This window comes from Rubritepida flocculans DSM 14296 (assembly GCF_000425365.1).
Classification (GTDB): Bacteria; Pseudomonadota; Alphaproteobacteria; order Acetobacterales; family Acetobacteraceae; genus Roseococcus; species Roseococcus flocculans.
This window is the reverse complement of record NZ_AUDH01000038.1, coordinates 1-20,458: the sequence shown is the minus strand read 5'-3', so window position 1 is coordinate 20,458 and position 20,458 is coordinate 1. Positions and strand designations below refer to the sequence as shown.

The 20,458-nt window shown below is 70.7% G+C and carries 16 protein-coding genes; 10 read left to right on the top strand and 6 right to left on the bottom strand.

What is annotated here, in order from left to right; all coding sequences use genetic code 11:
• The first annotated feature begins 70 nt into the window (after nt 1-70).
• From H596_RS0117465 to H596_RS0117425, 9 genes are all read left to right on the top strand, one after another.
• On the top strand, nt 71-448 hold the full coding sequence (locus tag H596_RS0117465) for a hypothetical protein (protein WP_027285974.1): 378 nt from the start codon (nt 71-73) through the stop codon (nt 446-448).
• 164 nt (nt 449-612) lie between these two features.
• Nucleotides 613-774: a hypothetical protein gene (locus H596_RS24225; protein ID WP_169579888.1), complete on the top strand. Its 162-nt coding sequence runs from the start codon at nt 613-615 to the stop codon at nt 772-774.
• A gap of 239 nt (nt 775-1,013) precedes the next feature.
• Nucleotides 1,014-2,189 carry an IS110 family RNA-guided transposase gene (locus tag H596_RS0117455; RefSeq protein WP_027285973.1) on the top strand — a complete coding sequence of 392 codons (1,176 nt, stop codon included), beginning with the start codon at nt 1,014-1,016 and terminating at the stop codon, nt 2,187-2,189.
• Nucleotides 2,190-2,247: 58 nt separating this feature from the next.
• A complete protein-coding gene (locus H596_RS0117450) occupies nt 2,248-4,422 on the top strand; it encodes a tape measure protein (RefSeq protein ID WP_037301932.1) in 2,175 nt (724 codons plus the stop codon).
• 5 nt (nt 4,423-4,427) lie between these two features.
• Nucleotides 4,428-5,117, top strand: coding sequence for a hypothetical protein (locus tag H596_RS0117445; RefSeq protein WP_027285971.1), 690 nt, complete (start codon nt 4,428-4,430; stop codon nt 5,115-5,117).
• Nucleotides 5,114-5,704, top strand: a complete 591-nt coding sequence (locus tag H596_RS0117440; RefSeq protein WP_037301929.1) for a hypothetical protein — start codon at nt 5,114-5,116, stop codon at nt 5,702-5,704. The genes H596_RS0117445 and H596_RS0117440 overlap by 4 nt, the downstream gene beginning before the upstream one ends.
• A gap of 3 nt (nt 5,705-5,707) precedes the next feature.
• Nucleotides 5,708-6,058, top strand: a complete 351-nt coding sequence (locus H596_RS0117435; RefSeq protein ID WP_027285969.1) for a DUF6950 family protein — start codon at nt 5,708-5,710, stop codon at nt 6,056-6,058.
• Nucleotides 6,058-8,052 (top strand): phage tail protein, encoded by a 1,995-nt coding sequence (locus tag H596_RS0117430; RefSeq protein ID WP_027285968.1) that lies wholly within the window; start codon nt 6,058-6,060, stop codon nt 8,050-8,052. Before H596_RS0117435 ends, H596_RS0117430 begins: the two co-directional genes overlap by 1 nt.
• Nucleotides 8,053-8,067: 15 nt before the next feature.
• Nucleotides 8,068-9,897 carry a pectate lyase family protein gene (locus H596_RS0117425; RefSeq protein ID WP_027285967.1) on the top strand — a complete coding sequence of 610 codons (1,830 nt, stop codon included), beginning with the start codon at nt 8,068-8,070 and terminating at the stop codon, nt 9,895-9,897.
• 39 nt (nt 9,898-9,936) lie between these two features.
• Here the strand turns inward: H596_RS0117425 and H596_RS0117420 are convergent, their stop codons facing one another.
• The 6 genes from H596_RS0117420 to H596_RS0117395 all read right to left on the bottom strand — a co-directional run bounded on the left by H596_RS0117420 (nt 9,937) and on the right by H596_RS0117395 (nt 20,064).
• Complete coding sequence (locus H596_RS0117420) at nt 9,937-12,252, bottom strand: DEAD/DEAH box helicase (RefSeq protein ID WP_084602971.1); 2,316 nt, start codon at nt 12,250-12,252, stop codon at nt 9,937-9,939.
• On the bottom strand, nt 12,179-13,525 hold the full coding sequence (locus tag H596_RS0117415; protein WP_027285965.1) for an ATP-binding protein: 1,347 nt from the start codon (nt 13,523-13,525) through the stop codon (nt 12,179-12,181). Before H596_RS0117415 ends, H596_RS0117420 begins: the two co-directional genes overlap by 74 nt.
• A 9-nt stretch (nt 13,526-13,534) precedes the next feature.
• The gene (locus H596_RS0117410) at nt 13,535-16,045 is read right to left on the bottom strand and encodes a tellurite resistance TerB family protein (protein ID WP_051213331.1); all 2,511 of its coding nucleotides are present in this window, start codon (nt 16,043-16,045) and stop codon (nt 13,535-13,537) included.
• Between the two features lie 199 nt (nt 16,046-16,244).
• Nucleotides 16,245-17,756 carry an SH3 domain-containing protein gene (locus H596_RS0117405; protein WP_027285963.1) on the bottom strand — a complete coding sequence of 504 codons (1,512 nt, stop codon included), beginning with the start codon at nt 17,754-17,756 and terminating at the stop codon, nt 16,245-16,247.
• A 722-nt stretch (nt 17,757-18,478) separates the two neighbouring features.
• A complete protein-coding gene (locus tag H596_RS0117400) occupies nt 18,479-19,237 on the bottom strand; it encodes a DUF697 domain-containing protein (protein WP_027285962.1) in 759 nt (252 codons plus the stop codon).
• Between the two features lie 299 nt (nt 19,238-19,536).
• The gene (locus tag H596_RS0117395) at nt 19,537-20,064 is read right to left on the bottom strand and encodes a YcjX family protein (RefSeq protein ID WP_156910172.1); all 528 of its coding nucleotides are present in this window, start codon (nt 20,062-20,064) and stop codon (nt 19,537-19,539) included.
• A 77-nt stretch (nt 20,065-20,141) separates the two neighbouring features.
• Here H596_RS0117395 and H596_RS0117390 point away from each other — a divergent pair.
• The coding region (locus H596_RS0117390) for an IS5 family transposase (protein ID WP_051213333.1) at nt 20,142-20,458 on the top strand (317 nt) is incomplete at its 3' end.

The following is a 20,458-nucleotide window of genomic DNA, read 5'->3' as shown; positions in this document are numbered from 1 at the left end:
CCGCCCTCCTGTCCCTCGTCATGTCAGACTTTGACATGGCGGCTGCCCGTTTCAAGTCCGGAGACCGCCCATGCTCACCCTCGACCTTCCCGCCGGACCCTACTGGCTCGACCTGCCGCGCGGCGTCCGCGTCGAGATCCGACCCGCGACGACCGCGGTCATGGCAGCCGCGCAGGCCGCCGCCGCGCGCCGTCTCGCCGCCATCCGGATCGCTGATCCCGACCTCGACCCCGACATGGCGCGCGGCCTCTCATTCGCCTTCCTCGTCAAGGCGCTCGCGCGCCACGCCGTCACCGCCTGGGAGGGCGTCGGCGACACTGCGGGCAAGCCGCTGCCGCTCTCGCCCGAGGCGGTGGAGCGCCTCATGGATCTCGATGACATCGCCGCCGCCTTCTGGGACCGCGCCACCGCGCCCGTCGCCGCGGTCGCCGCCGAGGGAAACGGCTGAGGGCCCGCGCCGCCTGGCACTTCGGCCGCGGGCCCGAATACTGCCGCGGCTGCGCCGCCCTCGGCCGCGACTGCGCCGAGGCCTGCCCCTACGCCGCGCACGCCCCCACCAGCCTCGAAGGCCACGCCTGCTGGGCCGCCGGGACCGCCTGCACCGAAGCCAGCATGGCCGGCCTGACGCTCGACACGGCCGGCGCGCTCGCCGCGGCGCGCGAGATGGGCGCCTCCGGCTGGGCGGCGGCCGAGCTGCTGCTCGCCATCCGCATCGGTATGGCCGAGGGCGCCAGCGCCCGCCGCGAGGGGGAGGAAAAGCCGCATGGCTTGTAACTGGTGTCCCCGCCGGTGCGCCCTCCTTGGCTAGGGTGGCGCGGCGGTCGCTGGGAGAGGGTCGCCGCACATGGTTTGGGGTCTCTTCCCCGGGCGTCAGATTGGCGCCCTCGACCGGCGTTCTCGGCTCGAACGGTATCCCGAGGTGTCGATCAGCCAGTCGGCAGCCTCGCTTGCACAAGCGCGAGCTCGAACGCCGGCTCCGAGGCTCCCGGCCTGCACCACACCGAGGAGGCCCCATGTTCGCCGGCATCGACATCGCATCAGAGCGCCACGTCCTCGCCCGCCTCGATGAGCAGGGCGCGCCCATCGGCAAGCCCGCGCCGTTCAGTGAGGACCGGGAAGGCTACGACACGCTCCTCCGCCTGCTGGGACCGGCGCCGGTGCTCGTGGTGATGGAGGCGACTGGCCACTACTGGAAGAACGTGTTCGCGGTGCTCACCGCGGCTGGTCACGACGTCGCCCTGCTGAACCCGCTCGTGTCGCGGCGCTTCCAGGACGCCAAACTCGAGCGCACCAAGACGGACGCGATCGACGCCACCGCCCTCGCGCGCTTTGGCTTCGAGCGGCGCCCCTCGCCATCGCACCTTCACGACGAGGCCGTCGAGAACCTGCGGGAGCTCGTTCGGCATCGAGATCGCCTCCAGCAGGATTTCGAAGCGCGCATCCTGCAGCTGCATCGGCTCGTCGACCTGACCTTCCCGGAGTTCACCCGCTACGTCCATGGCCTCGACACCCGGCTGGCGACGAGCCTCCTGGCAGACTACCCGACAGCGCGCGCATTCGCCGCGGCCACACCGCGGCGTATCGCCCGGCTCCGATATGCCCGGACCCGCCTGGTGGGTGCCGAACTCGCGGAGCAGCTCGTCAACGCCGCCAAGCGGTCCATCGGCCAGCACCATGGCGCGACGTACGAGATGCAGGCGCGGCACATCTGCCAGGATCTGGACCTGTGGCGCGAACGCCTCGCTGAGATCGACCGGGACATCGCCCGCATCATCGACGGCCACGAGCTCGGCAAGCTGCTTCTGACGGTGAACAGCATAGGGCCACAGACAGCGGCACGCATCATCGCCGCAGTCGGCGATCCGGCGCGCTTCAAGTCGGCCTCGGCATTTGCTGCCTATGTTGGCGTGGTCCCCGGCCTGAAGCAGTCGGGCAAGCAGAATGCACGCCGGGCGAAGCTGGCGCCGCTCGGCAACGCGCGGCTCCGGCGCGCGCTGTGGATGCCGGTGCTCGGCGCCGTGCGACGCGATCCATGGCTGCAGAATTTCTTCGATCGACTGAAGGCCAGCGGCAAACCTCACAAGGTCGCGCTCATCGCCGCGATGCGGAAGATGCTCATGGCCATCTACAGCGTCGCGAAGAACCGCAGGCCTTTCGTCCCGATCACAGAGCAGGGGCGCGCGGCGTAGCCATCCAAATAGCGCAGCCGCGCGTCCCTGCGGGCCACACAGAAGGGCCTTGCATTGCATGACGGTATCTGATGCAACCCGCCGCGTTTCGGTCCGCCTCTCGCTGGACGATGCCGCCCGGGTCAAGGCCGGGCTCCGCGAGGTCGGCGAGACCGGCCAGCGCTCCCTCGACCGGATCAAGGGCGGCGCCGAGCGCGCCTCCCGCTCCCTCGAACTCCTGGACCTCGCCACGCGCGGCCTGCAGGTGGCCGGGGTGGCCGCGGCGGCCCGCGCGCTGGTGCAGGCCGGCGACGCGCTCACTCAAGGCCTGTCGCGCCTGCAGAACGCCACCGGCTCGGTCGAGCGCGCCAGCCAGGTCTACGAGGCGCTGTACCGCAACGCGCTCTCCACCGGCGTCGCGGTGTCGGAGAGTGTCGACGCCTTCCAGCGCTTCTCGATCGCTGCACGCGAGATCGGTGCCACCTCCGATCAGGTGGTGCGACTGGTCGGCGGGTTGCAGCGCGTCGCCATCGTCTCCGGCGCCTCCACGCAGGAGATCTCCTCGGCCACCCTCCAGCTCGCCCAGGCGCTGGCCTCGGGCGTGCTGCAGGGCGACGAGCTCCGCTCCATCCTCGAGGCCATGCCGCTGCTCGCCGAGGGTCTGGCCCGCGAGCTCGGCGTCTCCATCGGCCAGCTCCGGCAGCTAGGCAGCGAGGGCAAGCTCACCGCCGAGCGGGTCTTCCCCGCCCTGCTGCGGGCGACCGAGCGGCTCGGCGCGGAGCTCGACCGTGCCCCGCTCTCGCTCGGCCGCGCCTTCGGGCAGCTGACCGCGGCGACCGAGAACTTCCTCGGCCAGCTCGATCGCGCGATCGGCCTCTCCAACGCCCTGGCGCGCGCGCTCTCGGCCGCCGCCCGTGCGGTGGACGGCGTCCGCCAGGGCGCCGGGCTGCGCAGCGAGGAGGAGCGCCTCGCGGGCCTGCGCCGCCAGGCCGAGGCGCTGTCGACGCAGATCGGCCGGCTGGAGAGCGAGCAGGACGGCCGCGACAGCCTGCGCGCCCCGGTGCGCCGCGGCAGCATCCGCCCCGGCCTGGTCGGCGCGGCCGAGCGGCAGGCCGGCATCGACAGCCGGGCGCGGCTGGAGGAGCTGCGCCGCGACTACTTCGCCACCCTCGCCGAGATCGACACCGCCGAGCGGGAGTCCCTCAACCGCCGCCTGGAGGAGCAGGAGCGCGCCGGTCAGGCCGCGGCCGACGGCCGCCGTCGCCGCGCAACGCAGGAGGTCCAGGAGCTCACCCGCGACCTCGACGACCGCTTCCGGATCACCCGCGAGTACGAGGAGCGCGTCCGCCGACTGCGCGAGGCCGAGGCGGCCGGCGCGGTCACCGCCGCCGAGCGCACCCGCCTCGAGACGCTGGCCCTGCAGGAGCGCGACGAGGCGCTGCGCCGGCTTGAGCCCCGCGTGGCCGCGGTCCGGCGTGCCAGCAACGAGGGCGCGCGCGAGGCGCGCGAGGCCGAGCGGGAGGTCAACGAGATCCTCCGCGAGCGCGAGCGGCTGATCCAGGCCAACGAGACCGCCTACGAGCGTTACCAGAGGCGGATGGAGCGGCTGTCCGATCTGGTGCAGCGCGCCGAACGCGCCGGCCGACCGGTCCCGGACGCGACGGTGCAGCGCGAGGCGGAGCGCGCGCTGGAGGAGCTGGAGCGCGCGGAGAATCGGGTCGAGGCGGCCGCGGAGCGCACCAACGACACGGTGCGCGAGCTCGGCCTGACCTTCAGCAGCGCCTTCGAGGACGCGGTCGTGCGCGGCGAGAAGCTGTCAAAGGTCATGCAGGGCCTGCTGCAGGACATCACCCGCATCATCGCCCGCAAGACCATCACCGAGCCGCTCGGCAACGCGGTCTCCTCGGCGCTGTCGGGCGTCTCGTTCGGCGGCGTGTTCGACGGCATCGGCTCCTGGCTCGGCGGGCTGTTCCGCGCCGAGGGCGGCCCGGTCGCGGCGGGCCAGCCCTACATCGTCGGCGAGCGCGGCCCCGAGTGGTTCGTGCCCGACCGCGGTGGGACGGTCCTGCCGAACGGCATGGCGCCGGGCGGGACCACCATCCACCAGACCATCAGCATCGACGCGCGCGGGGCGGACGCCGGCGTCGAGGCGCGGCTGCGGCTGCTGGCCGGGCAGATCGCCCGCCAGGCCTCGGCCATGACGCTGGACGCGATCCGCCGCGGCGGGGCGGCCTACGAGACGGTGCGGGGGTAGCGTCCATGGTCGAGTACGCCTGGCCGGAGGCGCTGCGCCCCTCGCGGCTCGTCTTCTACCTGCAGCACAATACGCTGCGCTTCGTCTCGCCGGTCACCCGCGCGACGCAGGTGCTGCGGCGCGAGGGGGCGCGCTGGGTGGCGGAGGCGAGCTTCGACCCGCTGAGCCCGACCCGCGCCGGGCTGCTGGAGGGGCTGCTCGCGGCGCTGGCCGGCGCAGTGAACACCGTCCGCCTGCGCGACTTCCGGCGCGAGTTCCGCACCGGCGATCCCAGGAGCCAGGGCGACGTGCCGAGCGGTCCGTTCTCCTTCGACGACGCGACGATCTTCACCGACGGGACGGGGATGGTGGTGGGCTCGGGGAACCCCGCCTTCGCGGCGGGGGCACCCAGGGGCGCGCTCTCCATCGCCACCCAGGGCTGGTACCCGAACGCCGTCGCCGTCGGGGCCGGGGACTACCTCGGCATCGCCGGTCGCCTCTACATGGCAACGGAGCGCGTCGTGGCCTCCGGCACCGGCACCGCGACCATCCCGATCGCCCCGCCGCTGCGAACCGCGGCGCCGATCGGCGAGCCGCTGGTGCTGAGCAACCCGACCGTGCCGATGCGCCTGGTCTCCGACGACGAAAGCGCCAACCCGACCCGGCCGGGCCGCTTCACCGCCATCACCGCCCGCTTCGAGGAGGCGCTGCCGTGACCACCGAGGGCGATCCCGCGGTCCGCGCGACGCCGCGTCTCACGCTGCAGGCCTCGGCCGCAGCCACCGCGCCGGTCGTCGCCCCCGTCATCCTCTGCGAACTCGACTTCGCCAGCGGCCCCTTCCGGGTGTGGACGGGCCTTGGGGGGCTCTCCTGGGCCGGCCTGACCTTCGCCGGCATCGGCGACCTCGGCGCCATGTCGGAGGTGGAGGAGACGGTGGAGCTGCGCGCCGTGCGGCTGACCCTCACCCTCTCACCCGTGCCGCAGGAGGTGATCGACATCGCCCTCGCCGAGCGCAGCTTTCGGCTGCGGCCGGCGCGGCTGTGGTTGGCGCTGCTCGATGCCGAGGGCGCCTTCGTTGCCGACCCGTTCCCGCTCTGGACCGGGCTGATGGACACCATGGAGGTAGTGGACGGCGAGGAGCCGCGCGTGGCGCTGACCTGCGAGAGCCGCCTCGTCGACCTCGAGCGCGCCGAGGTGCGGCGCTACACCGACCCGGACCAGCAGGCCGAGTACCCGGGCGACCGCTTCTTCGAATTCGTGCCCGCCCTGCAGGACGCCGAGATCCGGCTGCCGGCGCGATAGCCGATGCGCCATCCCGACTGGGTCGCCCGGCTCGCAGCCCTGCTGCGGGAGGCCGAGACGCGCGCCTTCCATCCAAGGGAGTGGAACTGCGCGATCTTCGCGCTGGCCGCGGTGCAGGCGGTGACAGGGGAGCGGCCCGCCATCCGGGTGCTGCCCGACCTGGCGGCCTCCGCCGACAGCACCGGCTTGCCGCGCGTGGCGCCGCTGCTGGCGGGCATGGGAGACGTGGCGCTCGCCCCCGACCCCGACCGCCTCGGCGTGGTGCTCGACGCGGGCCGCGTCGCCTTCGTCGGACTGCGCGGACTGCTGCGCGCGCCGATCACCCTCTGCACCCAGGCCTGGAGGATCGGCTGATGCCCGCCGCCGTCCCCCTCATCGCCGTGGTCGCGGCCGGTGCCGTTTCGGCCGCGGTTGGTGGCGGCGTCATCGGCGCCATCGTCGGCGCCGGCGCAGCCATCGGCGTCTCGCTCATCGGCGGGGCCATCTTCCCGCAGAAACGCCCGCGCAACAGCGCCCTCGGCGGCGGAAGCGGCGGCTCCACCGCGCAGGAGGCGCAGCAGCGCACCCAGTCCTTCCGCCAGCCGATCACCGAGCACCAGATTGTCCTCGGCCGCGCCAAGGTCTCGGGGCCGATCGTCTTCCTGCACAGCAGCACCGACGACGAGGGCCGCGCCGACGGCTTCTTCCACATGATCGTGGTGCTCGCCGGCCACCGCGTCCGCGCCATCGGCGAGGTGTTCCTGGGCGACAAGTCGGAGAGCGACCCCGCCTTCGCCGGGCTGCTGCGCGTCGACCGCCACCTTGGCGATCCCGACCAGGCGGCGAATGCCAACCTCATCGCCGAGACCGGCGGCAAGTGGACCGAGCACCACCGCGGCCGTGGCCGGGCCCATCTGGCGCTGCGGCTCAAGCTGCGCCCCGAGGCTTTCCCCTCCGGGCCGCCCAATGTGGCGGCGATCGTCGAGGGGGCGGACACCATCCTTGACCCACGCACCGGGGCGGTGGGCTGGTCCGACAACCCCGCGCTCTGCCTCGCCTGGTACCTGACCGCGACGTTCGGCTGGAAAGCGTCCTGGGAGGACATCGACCTGCCCTCTCTGATCGCCGCCGCCAACATCTGCGACGAGATCGTCGGGCGCCGCGACGGCACCGCCGAGCGCCGCTACACCGTCAACGGTACGCTCTCCCTCGCCGAGGGCAAGATCGAGATCACCCGCAAGATCGTGGCTGCCATGGCCGGTGTGCTGGTGGTCACGGGCGGCAGATTCTTCGTCCATGCCGGGGCGCCCGCCCTGCCGGCGGCGACCATCACCTCGGCCGAGCTGCGTGGCAGCGTGACGGTGCAGGGTTCCCGCCCGCGGCGCGATCTCTTCAACGGGGTGCGCGCCGTCTACGTGGACCCGGGAAAGAACTGGCAGCCGACCGACGCGCCGCCGCTGCTGGCCGCGAACTACGTCGCCGAGGATGGGGGCGAGCAGATCTATCGCGACCTCGACTTCCCGCTGACCACCTCGCCCTCCATGGTGCAGCGGCTGATGAAGGTCGAGCTCGAGCGCAACCGACGCCAGCGCGCGGTGACGGTGCAGCTCAACCTTTCGGCGCTGCGGCTGCGGCCCTGGGACGGGGTGATGGTGGCGCTCGACCGGCTGACGCCCTTTCCGGCGCGCGTCGTCGGCTGGCGCCTGGCGCCGGAGGGCGGCATCGACCTCACGCTCGCCGAGGAGGACGCGGCGGTGTGGGACTGGAACCCCGCTACCGACGAGCGCGCCACCGGCGACAGCCCCACGGTCGTGCTGCCGCTGCCGGGGGTGATCGCGGCGCCGGCAAGCATCAGCGTGGAGACGCCACAGACGATCTCGTTCGCCGCGCTCTCCATCGCCTGGTCCGCCGTGGGCTCCGCCCACCTCGCCGGCTACGAGGTGGAGTTCCGGCCGCTCTCCGTCGCCCTGTGGCAGGGCTTCGCGGGCGGGGTTAGCGCGACCTCGGCGACGATCCCCGCGATCGAGCCGACCGCCCTCCGGGTGCGGGCGCAGGCCCGCAGCGGCGCCGTCTCCGGCTGGCGCGAGGTGCTGGTTCCGTTGCCACCGGGCGGTCTCACCGCCACCGGCGTCGCGGGGGGCATCCAGATCAGCGGCAGCGTGCCGGGCGGCACCGCCTTCCTCCAGGTGTTCGAGGCGGATGCCGACGATCTCGCCGCCGCCGTGAAGCTGCCGGCCGAGCCGACCGCACTGCCCTGGACCCGCACCGGCCTCGCCGCCGGTCAGGCGCGCTGGCTCTGGCTACGCGCCGTCTCCCCCGAGGGGAACGTCTCGGCCCTCGTCGGACCCGTCACCGCCACCGCCCTCTGATCCGCCGGAGGCGCCATGCCCGCCCGCATCGACGACCTGCTCGTCCTCGACACCGCCGTCAGCAAGACCGACCTCGCCAAGTATCTGCGCGACCGCGAGGCGGTGCTGCCCGCCGACTTCGCGGGCTTGGGCGACGGCGTCGCCGACGACACCGCCGCCATCCAGGCGGCCTTCGACCGCGCTGGGGCGGATCAGAAGTTCTGCGTCATCCCGCCCGGCACCTGGAACGTGTCGGGCACCGTCACGCTCCCCGGCGCCGCCCGCGGCCTGATCATGCAGGGCATCATCCGCTACACCGGCAGCGCGCCCGCCTCGGTGCTGGTGCTCGGCGACGGCGGCACCACCCGCAACGGCGAGAAGCTCTACACCGGCCTGAACGTCATCCGCGCCACCCAGTCCGACTGGTCCTCCGAGGCCGACATCGGCATCACGGTCAGGAATGTGGACGCGAGCCAAATCGAGCTCCGCCTGGTCTCGGGCTTCACCATCGGCCTGCGCACCCTCGGCGACGGCCGCGGCGTCGAGGACAGCACCTTCACCCTCGGCCGCGTCGTCAACTGCAAGATCGGCCTCGACGTCTGGTGCGCCACCGCCACCGCCTGGAACACCTCGATCCGCTACTACGGCGGCCACTTCGCCTGCGCGACGGGGGTCAACGCCGAGCAGGACCGCTTCGGGATCCGCCTCGCCAACGCCCCCGGCGCCTACACCAACCACAACCGCCACATCTTCGACGGGCCGAACTTCGAACTCCGGCAGGCCGGGTCGAACGTGGCGATCCCGTTCCTGAATGAGACCAACGGCTCGGCGATCATCGGGCGGAACCTGCGCATGGAGGCCTGTTCCCCGATCGTGGCCCGCCACACCGCCGGCGCCCAGGACTGCGAATACGACATCGCCTGGACCAACACCTACCTCGTCGGCATCGACTACACGCCGACCGCGAACCGCTGCGGCAACGCCGTCATCAACCGCCACCGCGCGCCGGCCTCGCGCTTCACGCGGTTCCTGGCGGGGGTGGAGAACGTCCGGGCGAAGGCCTTCCGGCACTCGGCCACAGAAATCGGCGTCGAGGGGCTCTGCACCCTCGCCACCTCCACCACCACTGCGACGGCGATGGCGGACTTCTGCTTCAACGGGCTGTCCGGCATGACGCCCGGCGCGCGCGGGCTCCAGCTCGCCGCCAACCGCGGGCTCGGCTTCGTCATTGACACCACCCAGGCCAAGGAGTTCGCGCTCGCCCACTGGCTCGCCTTCGGCGCCGCGGGCGGACGGCTCTTCGTGCGGTGCTTCGATGCGGCGAGCAACATCCGCGAGAACATCCCAGGCGACGTGCTCGCCTCGCTGACGACGATGCAGTGGAACGCCCCGGCCAAGGGCTGGAACGCCGGCGCGCCGATGGACGATGCGAACCTCAACCGCCGGCAGACCCTCCGCCTCGGGCCGCAGGTGGCCTTCGCGCAGATCGGCATCATCGGCTTCGACGGGGTGATCGAGCTCGAGGCGCTGCGCCTCTACGGGCTGCCGGAAGCCGCGCCGGTGATCCTGAACGGGGCGCCGATCCTGCCGAACTCGGGGCAGCGCCACTTCGCTGTCGAGACGGAGGTGGACCTGCCGAATCTTGACCCCGGCGCGGAGCATCTTTTCGACGTCGCGCTCGCGGGCGCGCGGCAGGGGGATCACGTCGCCGTCTCGCTCGCCACCCCCAGTCGCTTCATCCAGGTCGCGGGGCATGTCTGGAGCAACAACACCGTGCGCGTCGTCGCGCGCAACGTGTCGGGGTTCAGCGTCGATCTGCCGGGGGTGATGTTGGCAGTGGAGGTGAGGAAGCGCGGGGTGCCGTAGCGAGCAGGCGCGCGGCGCGAGCAGCTACATGGCACGTCATCATGCCGACCGACCGGCGGCGAGCAGGCTGCTCGCAACCTCCGGCAGGAGCGCGATGCCTGAAGCGTTGCCCGCTGCCCAGAAATCCTTGAGGACATCATCCGGGACGAGATTGTCGAACTTGGCGCTCGCCACGGCACCGATCCGCGCCGCCAGCTCCTCGGGGCTGGGAGGTTGGGAGGCGAGCTCTTCCAGTGCCGCAAGCAGGTCGGGCTGCACCTCGTCCTTCTCGGGGCGCTCCACGATGGCCGTCACACCGAGGTCGTGGGCTTCGCATTGCAGGCCTGAACGGGTCAGAGCGGCTGCCAGAAGCCCATTGAGCCGCGTGCCGCGCCAGGTCAGCAGATGGGTCTCTCGACCGCGCTCCAGGATGCGGATCCGGTCCGCATTGTGCCGCCTGAAGGCGGCACGTCCCTCGGCGAGCAGGTCCGCCGCTGTCGGGTCCAGCCACGCAGGCACGTCACTTTCGCGGTAGACCGCCAGCATCTCGGCCGCCAACCGGTCATGGATAGGCTCCACGGAGCCTCGCTCAAAGGCGGGAATCGATCCGCCGCGATGGGGGGCCACGTCGATGACCCGGGACCGCTCGTCGACGGACAGCACCACCCATCGGCGACCGGCGAAGACAAGGAGGCTGTCGGGCGCCACTGGGTTGTTCAGCGGGATGGTGCCAAGCGCCCTTCCGCCGTTCACAAGTCGCCATTCCTCGCTGCTCTCGAACAGTGCGTAGAAGTCGCGCGAGCCGACGACCTTCTCGCCCACCTCCCCGAGCATGAGCAGGCCATCCGGTGCCTGCTCGATGAGGCGCGCTTCGGGCGAGCCCATGCCACGCAGCATGCGCGCGAACAGCGCAGGCGGCACCGATGCGAATGGCCCCGGACCGCACAGGATTCTATAGAGGGCGTCGGCGCGCGCACCGCCACGCTCCGCGATGACGGACAGGCACTGATGCAGAAGCGCCGTTGCGACGCCCTCGCCACCGCTGGGTGGTTCGATGAACTTCGCCAGCAGCAGCCGCACGGCCGCGACCGCCAGGACGACAGCGGGTCGCATCTCGTCCAGGGGGTCCGGATCCGGCGGCAGCTCCTCCTCAAGAACATAGATCCGCAAGATGGACGGCGTGCCCTTGCGACGCCCCGAACGGCCAAGGCGCTGCCGAAGCGCAGCCAATGACCGCGGTGCGCCTACCTGAGCGACCGACCGGACGGAACCGATGTCGATGCCGAGCTCCAGCGTCGACGTGCACACAGCCGTCGTGGGCAGCCGGTTCTCCTTGAGCCGGAGCTCGAGTTCCTCGCGCAGCTCCTTCGAAAGATTGCCGTGGTGGGGGAAGAACTCGTTCGGGACACCCTCGCGCTCGCAACGGCGACGCAAGCGATCCGCCAGCGCTTCGACCCGTTGGCGCGAGCCTCCGAATACCAAGTTGTTCGTGCCGCGCAGGCGCGCGAACAGGTGGTCCGCAATCGCGTCGAGCCCGGTCGGGGTCACAGGACCGTTCTCGGGCTCGGCCGGGGACGCACGCTCGTCGGGGACAAGATAGCCGCGCAGCTGGAGCTGGAGCTCGGCGCCGCCCTCTGCGGCGATGAGCCGCACCGCTTCCGGGCTGTCCGGACGGAGCCACGCCGCTGCCATTCGGGGGTCACCAAGCGTCGCCGACAGCCCAATGCGGCGCGCAGGCGCCTTCGCCAGGGCGTCGATCCGGCGGAGCAGGGAAGCCAGGTGAATGCCGCGCACGCCGCCCAGGAACGCGTGGACCTCATCGACGATGATGAAGCGCAGTCTGCTGAACAGCGCACGCGCCGCGGCCGCGCGTCGAACAAACATCGCCTCGATGGATTCCGGCGTGATCAGGACGATGCCGCGCGGCTTGGCGAGAAGCCGCGTCTTGGCGGTCTGGGGAGCGTCGCCGTGCCAACGGACGACAGGGAGTTCCAGTCGCTCGCACAGCTCGGTCAGCCGACCGAACTGGTCGTTGATCAGCGCCTTCAGGGGCGCGACGTAGAGGATGCTGAGTCCGTCACCCTCTTCACCGGCCGCCTGGGTCAGGGCGGGCAGGAATGCCGCCTCGGTCTTCCCGGCCGCCGTGCCCGCCGCGATGAGGACGTCGCCTCGTGAACCCAGGATGGCTGCCGTCGCCTCGGCCTGGACCGGCCGCAACCCGGTCCAGTGCTGCTCCCGGATCCATTTCCGGATCTCCGGGTGCAGGGCGTCGTAGGCCCTGTCCGGAGGAATGGTAAGCGGTTCAAAGCTTGAAGCTGGCAAGCTCCTCGTCCCCCGATCCGGCAGCCCCTGCGAAGCCGCCTGCACCGGCCTCATCCTCCGGAATGTCGGCATCGTCCGGCTCGGGCACGTCGGGCGCCACCTGGACGCCGCCCAGGAGTGCCTGCCAGTCGGTTCCGGGGTTCTGCTCCAAGATGCTCAGCATCTGACAGAACGCCTTCACCGTGTTCCGCGGCGTCCGGAAGTAGGCCTCGCCGATGCGCTCATTGCAGTGGATCATGAAGGCGTGCAGCGCCTCGTCGGGCACGAGGTGCCTGTCCGGGTCGCCACCCGCGAAGACACGCCGCACGTTGCCGAGCAGGACCAGAAGCTCCTCGGGCGTCAGGCTGGCAAGCCGCAGGACCGGGCCGGACATGTCCACCAGGCCCTCTTTCGCGAAGGAGTTCTCGGAGAGCCGCGACTGCAGCGCGGCATAGCTGAACAGGCCGCGGCGGGTGTCCGTCAGGAACTCCGGCGTGCCGCCACAGACGAAGCCGATGCCGGTAGTGTTGCCCTGGAGAACGTCATTTAGGATGGAGAGGAGCTGCTCGTAGTTCTGGTCGCGCGCCTGCTTGCTCTGGAGCTTGTAGAGGTTGACCATCTCATCGAGGACGACGAGCAAGCCGCCATAGCCCGCCAGCCGGGCCAGCGCCGCCATGAGCTTCAGTCCCTCGTAGAAGTCGTGGTCCCCGAGGATGTTCCTGACGCCGAGCGCCTGGCGCGCCTCGGTCTTGGTCGAGAACTCGCCGCGGAGCCACCTGAGGGCGTGGGCCTTCAGCTCCTCGTTGCCGTCCTCGGCGCCGCGCCAGTAGGCCTCGACGACGGTTGCGAAGTCGTATCCGCCTACGCCCTCCTGGAGGTGGGCCAGCCTTTCCTCCAGCACCTTGCGGACGGGCACCGACCGTTCCCCGGCCTCCTTGATGAGGTCGGCCACGAAGCGCTCCAGAACGCTGGCGAGCGCGCCACCGTCGGGCTTGGCGCGCGTGGCCATGTTTCGCACGGCCTCCGCGTACAGGGCCCTCGCCTGGCCGCCGCTGGCGTGCAGGCGCCGGTCGGGGCCGAGGTCGGCGTGGACGGTGACGAGCTTCTTCTCCAGGGCAACCAGGCGGACAAGCGTGAGGAAGAAGCTCTTCCCGGCACCGTACTCGCCGATGATGAAGCGCATGGCTGCGCCACCGTCGGCGATGCGATCGATGTCCCGGATCATTGCCTGGAGCTCGCGGGAACGGCCGACGGCGATGTGCTGCAGGCCGATGCGCGGCACCACGCCTGCCGCCAGGGCCTGGATGATCGTGTCGCGTTCGCGGGGGCGGATGCGTGGCGTTGTCATTCTTTTCCCTCAGTTCGGTGCGAGCGACGGAAGCAGGTGGTCGGGGACGGCGATTACGTCGCCATCCTCTTCCAGCACGGCCTCCTCATGGGTGGCGAAGCCCCAGTCGTTGATGGCCTCCATGGCCGCACCGGGCAGCAACCTGAGCGTCCTGGCCTCAGCCTCGAAGGCCTCCTGGGATACCCGCCCCCCGTGTCTCGTGACAAATGCAAGAAGCCTGCCGTGACGTTCGTCCAGGCCATCGTAGGGGGACGGTTCACCTTCCGGTGTCTCGGGCGTTGCCTGTTGCGGCACCGGCGCCGTCGCCGCAGCCTCCTCCTCAGCAAAGACCTCGGCGAGCAGGGCCGAGACGCTGGTCGTCTCCGCTTGGATGCGGGCGAGGCGGCCCTGGTCGATCCGCAGTCCCGGCGCCTTGGGCGCGGCAGCCCTGGCCGCCTCCGCGGCCGGAAGTGGCACGTCGGGTGGCAGATCCTCGGCAGCGACGACCAGGGGCTCATCGCGCAAGGCCGCGCGCTGGTGCAGGGCCGCATGCACGGCTTCGGGGGGCAGCAGCAGCGTCCGGTGGAGGCGCTCCAGAAAGCGGATCTCGTCGGCGGTCGCCTGCCCGTCCGCGAGCACGGCCCCGACGGCCGCCCCAGCGATGGCCGTCCGCCGGTCGGCTGACAGGGCGCCAGCGCGCTTGAGCGCCGCCTGGATGCGCGGCGGTTCGCCGGCGAGACTGCGGACGAAGGCCTCCAGTCGCAGGCGCTCGTGGGGCTCCAGCCCAGGGGCCTTGTGGGCCTCGGCCACCAGCGCCTCGAGCTCGGCCGGGGTGACGTCCCCGTCCGCGGCAGCGGCCAGCACCGCAATCTCCAGGGCGAGCCGCGTCGCCTCGAACGCCGAGTGGCCCGCAGCCACCGGCGCGCCGCCCGGTGCACGGAACGCCACGACCTTGGCGTCGGCGCCTGCCGGCGGCCCGCCGTAACGACGGTCGGGCTCCAGGCCGATGTCGAGGTGGTCCAGCATCAGGGACAGCCGGGTGACAAGCTGCTGCCCCTGGTCGCCCTGCGCTGCCTGCACGCCGAGCGCTTCCGCCAGGGCGCGTGGCGTTGTCAGCGCCATGCCGGTCGGCCCGAGAAGAGCGTCCAGCCGGGCTCTCGCGGCCCCAAGCACGCCGCTGGCGGCGATGCCGCGGATGGCCGCTGGCAGGAGCATGGCAGCCTCCAGGCCGTCGCGCGCCTCGGGACGGCGGCCGAGCAGCCTGCTGTAGGGCTCGAGCTCCGTCATGCAGGATTCGAGCAGGTCGCGCAGGCCCTGCAGGGGAGCGGTCACGGATGTGATGTCGGGCAGCCCCTCGTGGGGACCAGGGACATCCACCTCGAAGGTGCCGCTGGCGGCGCGGTAGCGTGCCTTGATGCGTCGCTGCGGGGTACGGATTTTCAGGCCTCCCGGGTTCCGCTCCGCGAAGCGGAGGGCCCAGAGTTGCTCAAGCTCGGCGAAACACCGTTGGCCCGGTGTCCTGAGACGGGTCTCCGGACTCCCCAGCACCCAAAGCAGCGCCGCCCCGGCATCGATCGGCTGCTCGGCGGCCAGCAGGCGACCGATGTGCACCCTTGTCGCCAACGGCAGTTCGTAGGAGTAGCTCGTCGGCGTGGGCTTCGGTGTGGCGAGGTCGCCCGCGGCGAGGCGTGCGGCGCTGAGGAAGGCCTGCGCGTAACCCTGGAAGGACCCGTTGGCTCCATAAATTCCGAGCAGGCGCTCGACCTCCGCGATGAGCATGGGCGCCTCGGTCAGTGCCCGATCGATGAAGAGGCGACGCTCCAGCCCGTAGAAGAAGATGAACACCAGGCCGATGTCGACCGACGGATCGCGGCGTCCGTCCGCGAGCCACAGGAGGAAAGCACGGCGGCCTGTCGGAGTGATGCTCGCGTAGGACGGCCAATAGTGCAGTCCGGTGTCGCCCCTCAGCGTCTGCGCCACCGGTAGATCCGGATCAACGAGGCAGTTCTCCTCGCGGCCGTCCCGGGCCCGCAGGGACTTGCCGACGTAGAGCATGCCGCCGGTGACCCGGATGCCAGCGATCGTGAACTCTTCGCCCGGGCCGAGCCAGCGCGCGGCGTCGCCGCGAGGTGCTGCCGACCGCTGACCAGTCCAAGGAGATGGAGCGGTGGTCGTTAGACCAGATAGCCCGGCCGAACCCTTCGGCTCCATCGACGAGGGCGTCTCGCGGGTGACCGCCACCACCCGAGACAGGATGTCGTCGAGCTTGACCCGACCTGCTGCCCCAATATCTGCCGAAGGAGGCTTCGCCGCAGCTGAACTTCCCGCTGTGGAAACCACCTTGGCCAGGAGCTCGGCCGCTCGGCGCTCTGCCGCGTGGCTGCGCTCCGCTCCAGGGACCACCAGCGGCCCCGCGCGAGTGCGCTCCGCGCGGAGGCGCGCGGCCTCGCGCGAGCGCAGCAGGGTGCGGACGGCAAGCCATGTACCCGCCGTGGCCGCGAGGCCGATAATCAGCTCTTCCGCGGAGAACGGGAGGTTCATGGGGCCGCGGCTCCGGTGGACGCCGGCAGCCCTTCCAACCGGCTCTCTCGAGGCAAGACGAGCGATGCCCGACGGCGAGGCGCCTCAAGCCGGGTGAAACGGCTGGTGCGGTGGCGCGGCGCTGATTGGGTGATGACGCAGGGGCATATTGCGATGCCCCGCGGAACGTTGCGGGCGGACCGCCCGGCCGGGGTCCGCCTCATTCTGCGGCGTCCAGCAGGCTGGAATGGATCCAGCCCCACGGGACGGTGTCCCCGATCTGGATCCATCCGCCGGGACCGCGGGAGAACACCGACAGCCGCACCGCGGCGGGCACGGTGCGGACGACCTCGGCGGTTCCGTTCGGACCGGCTCGCACGTTGGCGCCGGTGCGCGTGATGACCTGCTCGCGTCGCGCGGACGCGGGCGGTGGCGCGGGCCTGGCTGGCTCGGCCTGCACGGGCGCTGACGGTGGTGTGGGCCGGATCGGCTCGGCCTGCAGGGCCGTGGGCATGGGCGCCTGCTCGGCCGCTGGCTGGACCGGCTGTTGCGGGGGCTCGACCCGCGGTGGACCGGGTGGGGGGACTGCCGTTGGGCTTGGCTCGGTGGGCGCGGATGCCATGGGTGGGTGCGCCGCGACCTGCGGTGGACTGGCGTGCAGGCCGGAAAGGGACCACCCGGCCAGACCGATCGCGACAGCCAAGGCAGCCGTCAGCTCGTGAGCGGCGCTGGCGCGGGGTGGCGGCGGCACGCGCACGACGGGCTCTGGCCCGCTCGCGGGCCAGGCATCGCGGTCATGCTCGTCCTTCGCCGACTTCGCCGAGCCGGGCGACGCAGCGCGCAGGGACGCCTGAAACAGATTGATGGCCTCGGCAAAGCTTCTGGCTGCCTCTCGGTTGCTGACCAGGTAGGCGCGCCGGTCATTCGCCCCGATGGCTACATGCAGGCAGCCATACGCCACGATCGGAATACGGGCGTTGTTGGCGTAGCGCCGGTCGGGGCTGCCGTCCCGGTTCACCCGCTCCCACGTGTAGTCGACCACCATCGCGTCGGGCGGCAGCGCTTCCCGCTCGGGCAAGCGCACCTCGCCCGACTCGACCGTCACGGTCAGAAGATCCGCCAGGGCTGTGTCCCCGACTGCGCCAGCCTGCCGGGTCATGACGAAGCCGGGGAACACGGTGATGCCCGCACCATCGCGGTCCTGAAGCGCGAGACCCGGCCAGCGGGAGACCACGAACTCGGGCAGGAAGGCCTTGGCGGTAACGGGGGTCCGAGGCGGCATCACGCCCATCTTTGCCGCGACCTGACCGTGAGGCACCTCCCAGATGTGGGCCGCCCGTGCCAGCCCGGCGTGGGCGGCCGCGACGCGGATGAAAGCGTCGAGGGCGGTCTCCCCGATATCAAACCGCAGGGCCACCGTGCAGGCGTTGCGCTGGGCCGCCAGCTCCTGGAGCTTGGCTTCGGCGGCGTCCAAGCGCGGCCTCAGGCTGGCCGGGCGGCCCGGCATCAGGGCGGAGAGGGGGAACTGCGATGCCCGCGAGTGCCGCAGGGCGGCTGCATCGCGGGCGGCAAGTGCGGCCGGGAGTTCTGCCTCCAGCCTGCGTGCTGTTGTGGACATATGGGCGAGCAACGTCTCCAGCTGGCGCAGGCCGCCGTCGGCATCCGCCGGAGCCCCGTTGATCTGGAGGCTGAGCTTCCCATAAGCGATTGCGATGCCGGCACTTGCGGTCATAGCGCGCGAGCCCAGGATCTCACTCAGTCTGTTGGCCGAGCAGCCCAAGTAAGCGCTTCTTGGCAACAAGATGAGGGCTGCGCCCGGCCGATTGCCAATCCATCTTGTCTCTCGCGCTATCGGGCATCAACAAGCCTGATCCGAGCCTGATCGCGAGATATTCGACCCGTTGGGAGGCGTTCGCGTCGCCACTACATCCGAACGCCAAAAAAAGACGTGCATGCCTTCAGTGTGCATCATACTTCGCAACGCCCTCGCCGTACCCGCACTACAAGCCCAATTCGTAGATGATGGCGTTGCGCTATGCCACATTGGGTTGAACGCTAAGCGTACCGATCCAGCGAGAACCTTACGGATCCAGCGTGCCGCGCGGGTCTCCGTCAGAGAGCTTTGTTCCTCGGTTCCCTTTCCTACGCCATTTCCCACCGCAGCAACCTGTCTCTGCGCCGAATGGCTGCGCCGTGAGGCGCATCTTTCCCGCCGTTCTGACGCGGGGGGCTGGCGGAAAGGAGGGCCGACTGAGTGCGGCAACGCGCTCTCCGCAGTCCCTTTTTCTCCGGACCTGGCGACCTGGGCGATCTACCGACCAAGCGAAAAACCCGCCGAAAGCAAACGCTTGGCTGGTAGGACCAGTGGTACGGTTCGCCCCGAGGACGCCCCACCAAGCGCAACCACCGGCATCGGCCTACTCCATCGGCATGGATCGACCGCTGAAGCGCTTTTCAGAGCGGCCGGCAACTCTCGGCGGTGGCGTATGCGAGTCGCAGCATGCGCCGCGCGGCCACCGCGGCGCCCGCTGCTTGGCCTGCCAACCCGCCGGCCATGGGCGAGTTCAGCAGCGCTTCAGTGGCCGATGACACAGCGACGTCCGCAGCCGCCACCGCGCTTGCATCCACGGCAACGCGGCGAAAAAGAGCAAGCGTGCCGACCACCCCGGGCCGGTGCCCGTGCAGCTGAGCCACCTGTCGCACGAGCCTGAAGCCGCGCCAAATCACGAGAACCCCGTCCATTCCTGGCCATGGGCTCACAGCGGTGGCCGCCAAAACCTGAACAGCTGCTGCGCGTCCCGCGGCCGCTGTGCGCTCCTGCACTTCAGCGATCGGGCCGGAGCGCAGCAGTTCGCGCAGCGTCAGAGCATCGGGTGCATTGCCAACGACCCTTCGGGTCTCACCAGAAGCCCCAATAGCCAACATCCAGCGTTCCGCGTGCTGACGTACAACCGCCAGGTCCTGGCTGGCGAGACCGCGGCGCACCGCCTCGATCTGCGCGAGTGCGGCGTAGCTGCGCCACTCGCGCAAGACGGACCACACGAGCGCGACCGCGGCAGGCGTGAGAGCGGCAATCGAGACGATGCCAAGCCAGGTTGCTCTCGCGAACTGATCTGCGACGAAGTTGGCCAGATCCAACACCGCGAGACCAACCAGCAACGCCACAAGCGCCGTCGCCCCAACGACGAGCGCTGGGCGGTCGAGAGACGCCACCTGGAGCGGAACAGCTTCATCGTGCCGGATCGCCCCCTCGCCACCTGCGGCACCATCGACCCAACCGCGGTGGGCCGTCACAAGGCCAGGCTGCTGGGTAGCCGAAGGACGGGTGGCCGCACTTGGAGCCGATGGTTTTGCGGGCTCATCAAGGAAGCGTGGTCCTTGGGCCTCATTGAACGTCGGCGCTGGCGCGGCACCGCTTACTGTCACGGCCTCAGCCGGCTCCTGAGATGCCAGCGGGGGCACGGGCACCTCGGCCGGCGTGGCTGGCTCATCGAGGAAGCGGGGTCCCTGCGTCACAGCACGTCTCCCAGCAAGTCCGCCAGAACACTGTCGAGGTTCAGATGCGGGATCGGGTGCGCATCGCCGGCAGGGAACTCGGGCGGCGCGAGTTGGGGCATGGCGAAATACTTGTTCGACCAGTAAGCAGGCGGGACCTCACCGGCCGGCACGTAGCCGGCGTCAAAGGGGCGTTGCCGCGATTGCCCGAGAGGAAGACCCATGACCGCTCGACGCTTGCGTCCTTCAGAGTCCGTCACGTCGACGTCCGTTGTGCAGTTGACCGCGGCGACGGCGTGGTAGGTGGCGCGACCGCGCTTCGGTACTTTTTCGGCCTCGATGTAGTGCTGCAGCATGCGCCGAAGGTTGTCTCGCTGCAGATCGTCGACGTGATCTGACTTGGTGGCGGCGAAGGCAACGGCGTCAATCTTGCTGCCCGTGACCCATCCGCGTTCCAACTGCCGTGCATAGCTTTCGCCGATGCTGCGTAGCGCGCGCGTGGTATCCTCGAAGGCTGTGCGACCGGCGAACAAGGCCCCAAGCATATCCACTAGGCCACGTGGACAAACTGACCTGAGGGGGGATTCCCTCGACGCGGTGGAGTGTGATTCGAAGCTGATCTCTGGGATGGAGATCAGCGTTGATCCGCGGACTGCTGACGGACGAGGAGTGGTCCTTCTTCGAGCCCTTCGTGGTCTCAGCCAGCCCGCTTGGCGGCAGGCCCGCGCGCGACCATCGGCGGGTGCTCGATGCCATCTTCTGGATCGCGCGCACCGGCGCGCCGTGGCGTGACCTGCCGGCCGAGTTCGGCAACTGGAACTCGGTGTTCCGCCAGTTCCGGCGCTGGACCGCGTCCGGCCTGTGGGACGTGATGCTGGAGGCCTTGGCCGATGGTGGCGGCGATGCCGACCTCCTGCAAATGATCGACAGCACCAGCAT

Excerpts from the sequence above, each read along its gene's own strand:
- H596_RS0117435 (WP_027285969.1), top strand. The coding sequence starts at position 5,708 with ATGCGCCATCCCGACTGGGTCGCCCGGCTCGCAGCCCTGCTGCGGGAG.
- H596_RS0117425 (WP_027285967.1), top strand. The coding sequence starts at position 8,068 with ATGCCCGCCCGCATCGACGACCTGCTCGTCCTCGACACCGCCGTCAGC.
- H596_RS0117405 (WP_027285963.1), bottom strand. The coding sequence starts at position 17,756 with ATGACCGCAAGTGCCGGCATCGCAATCGCTTATGGGAAGCTCAGCCTC.
- H596_RS0117430 (WP_027285968.1), top strand. The coding sequence starts at position 6,058 with ATGCCCGCCGCCGTCCCCCTCATCGCCGTGGTCGCGGCCGGTGCCGTT.
- H596_RS0117450 (WP_037301932.1), top strand. The coding sequence starts at position 2,248 with ATGACGGTATCTGATGCAACCCGCCGCGTTTCGGTCCGCCTCTCGCTG.
- H596_RS24225 (WP_169579888.1), top strand. The coding sequence starts at position 613 with ATGGCCGGCCTGACGCTCGACACGGCCGGCGCGCTCGCCGCGGCGCGC.
- H596_RS0117410 (WP_051213331.1), bottom strand. The coding sequence starts at position 16,045 with ATGAACCTCCCGTTCTCCGCGGAAGAGCTGATTATCGGCCTCGCGGCC.
- H596_RS0117455 (WP_027285973.1), top strand. The coding sequence starts at position 1,014 with ATGTTCGCCGGCATCGACATCGCATCAGAGCGCCACGTCCTCGCCCGC.
- H596_RS0117395 (WP_156910172.1), bottom strand. The coding sequence starts at position 20,064 with ATGCTTGGGGCCTTGTTCGCCGGTCGCACAGCCTTCGAGGATACCACG.
- H596_RS0117445 (WP_027285971.1), top strand. The coding sequence starts at position 4,428 with ATGGTCGAGTACGCCTGGCCGGAGGCGCTGCGCCCCTCGCGGCTCGTC.
- H596_RS0117415 (WP_027285965.1), bottom strand. The coding sequence starts at position 13,525 with ATGACAACGCCACGCATCCGCCCCCGCGAACGCGACACGATCATCCAG.
- H596_RS0117465 (WP_027285974.1), top strand. The coding sequence starts at position 71 with ATGCTCACCCTCGACCTTCCCGCCGGACCCTACTGGCTCGACCTGCCG.
- H596_RS0117420 (WP_084602971.1), bottom strand. The coding sequence starts at position 12,252 with ATGAGGCCGGTGCAGGCGGCTTCGCAGGGGCTGCCGGATCGGGGGACG.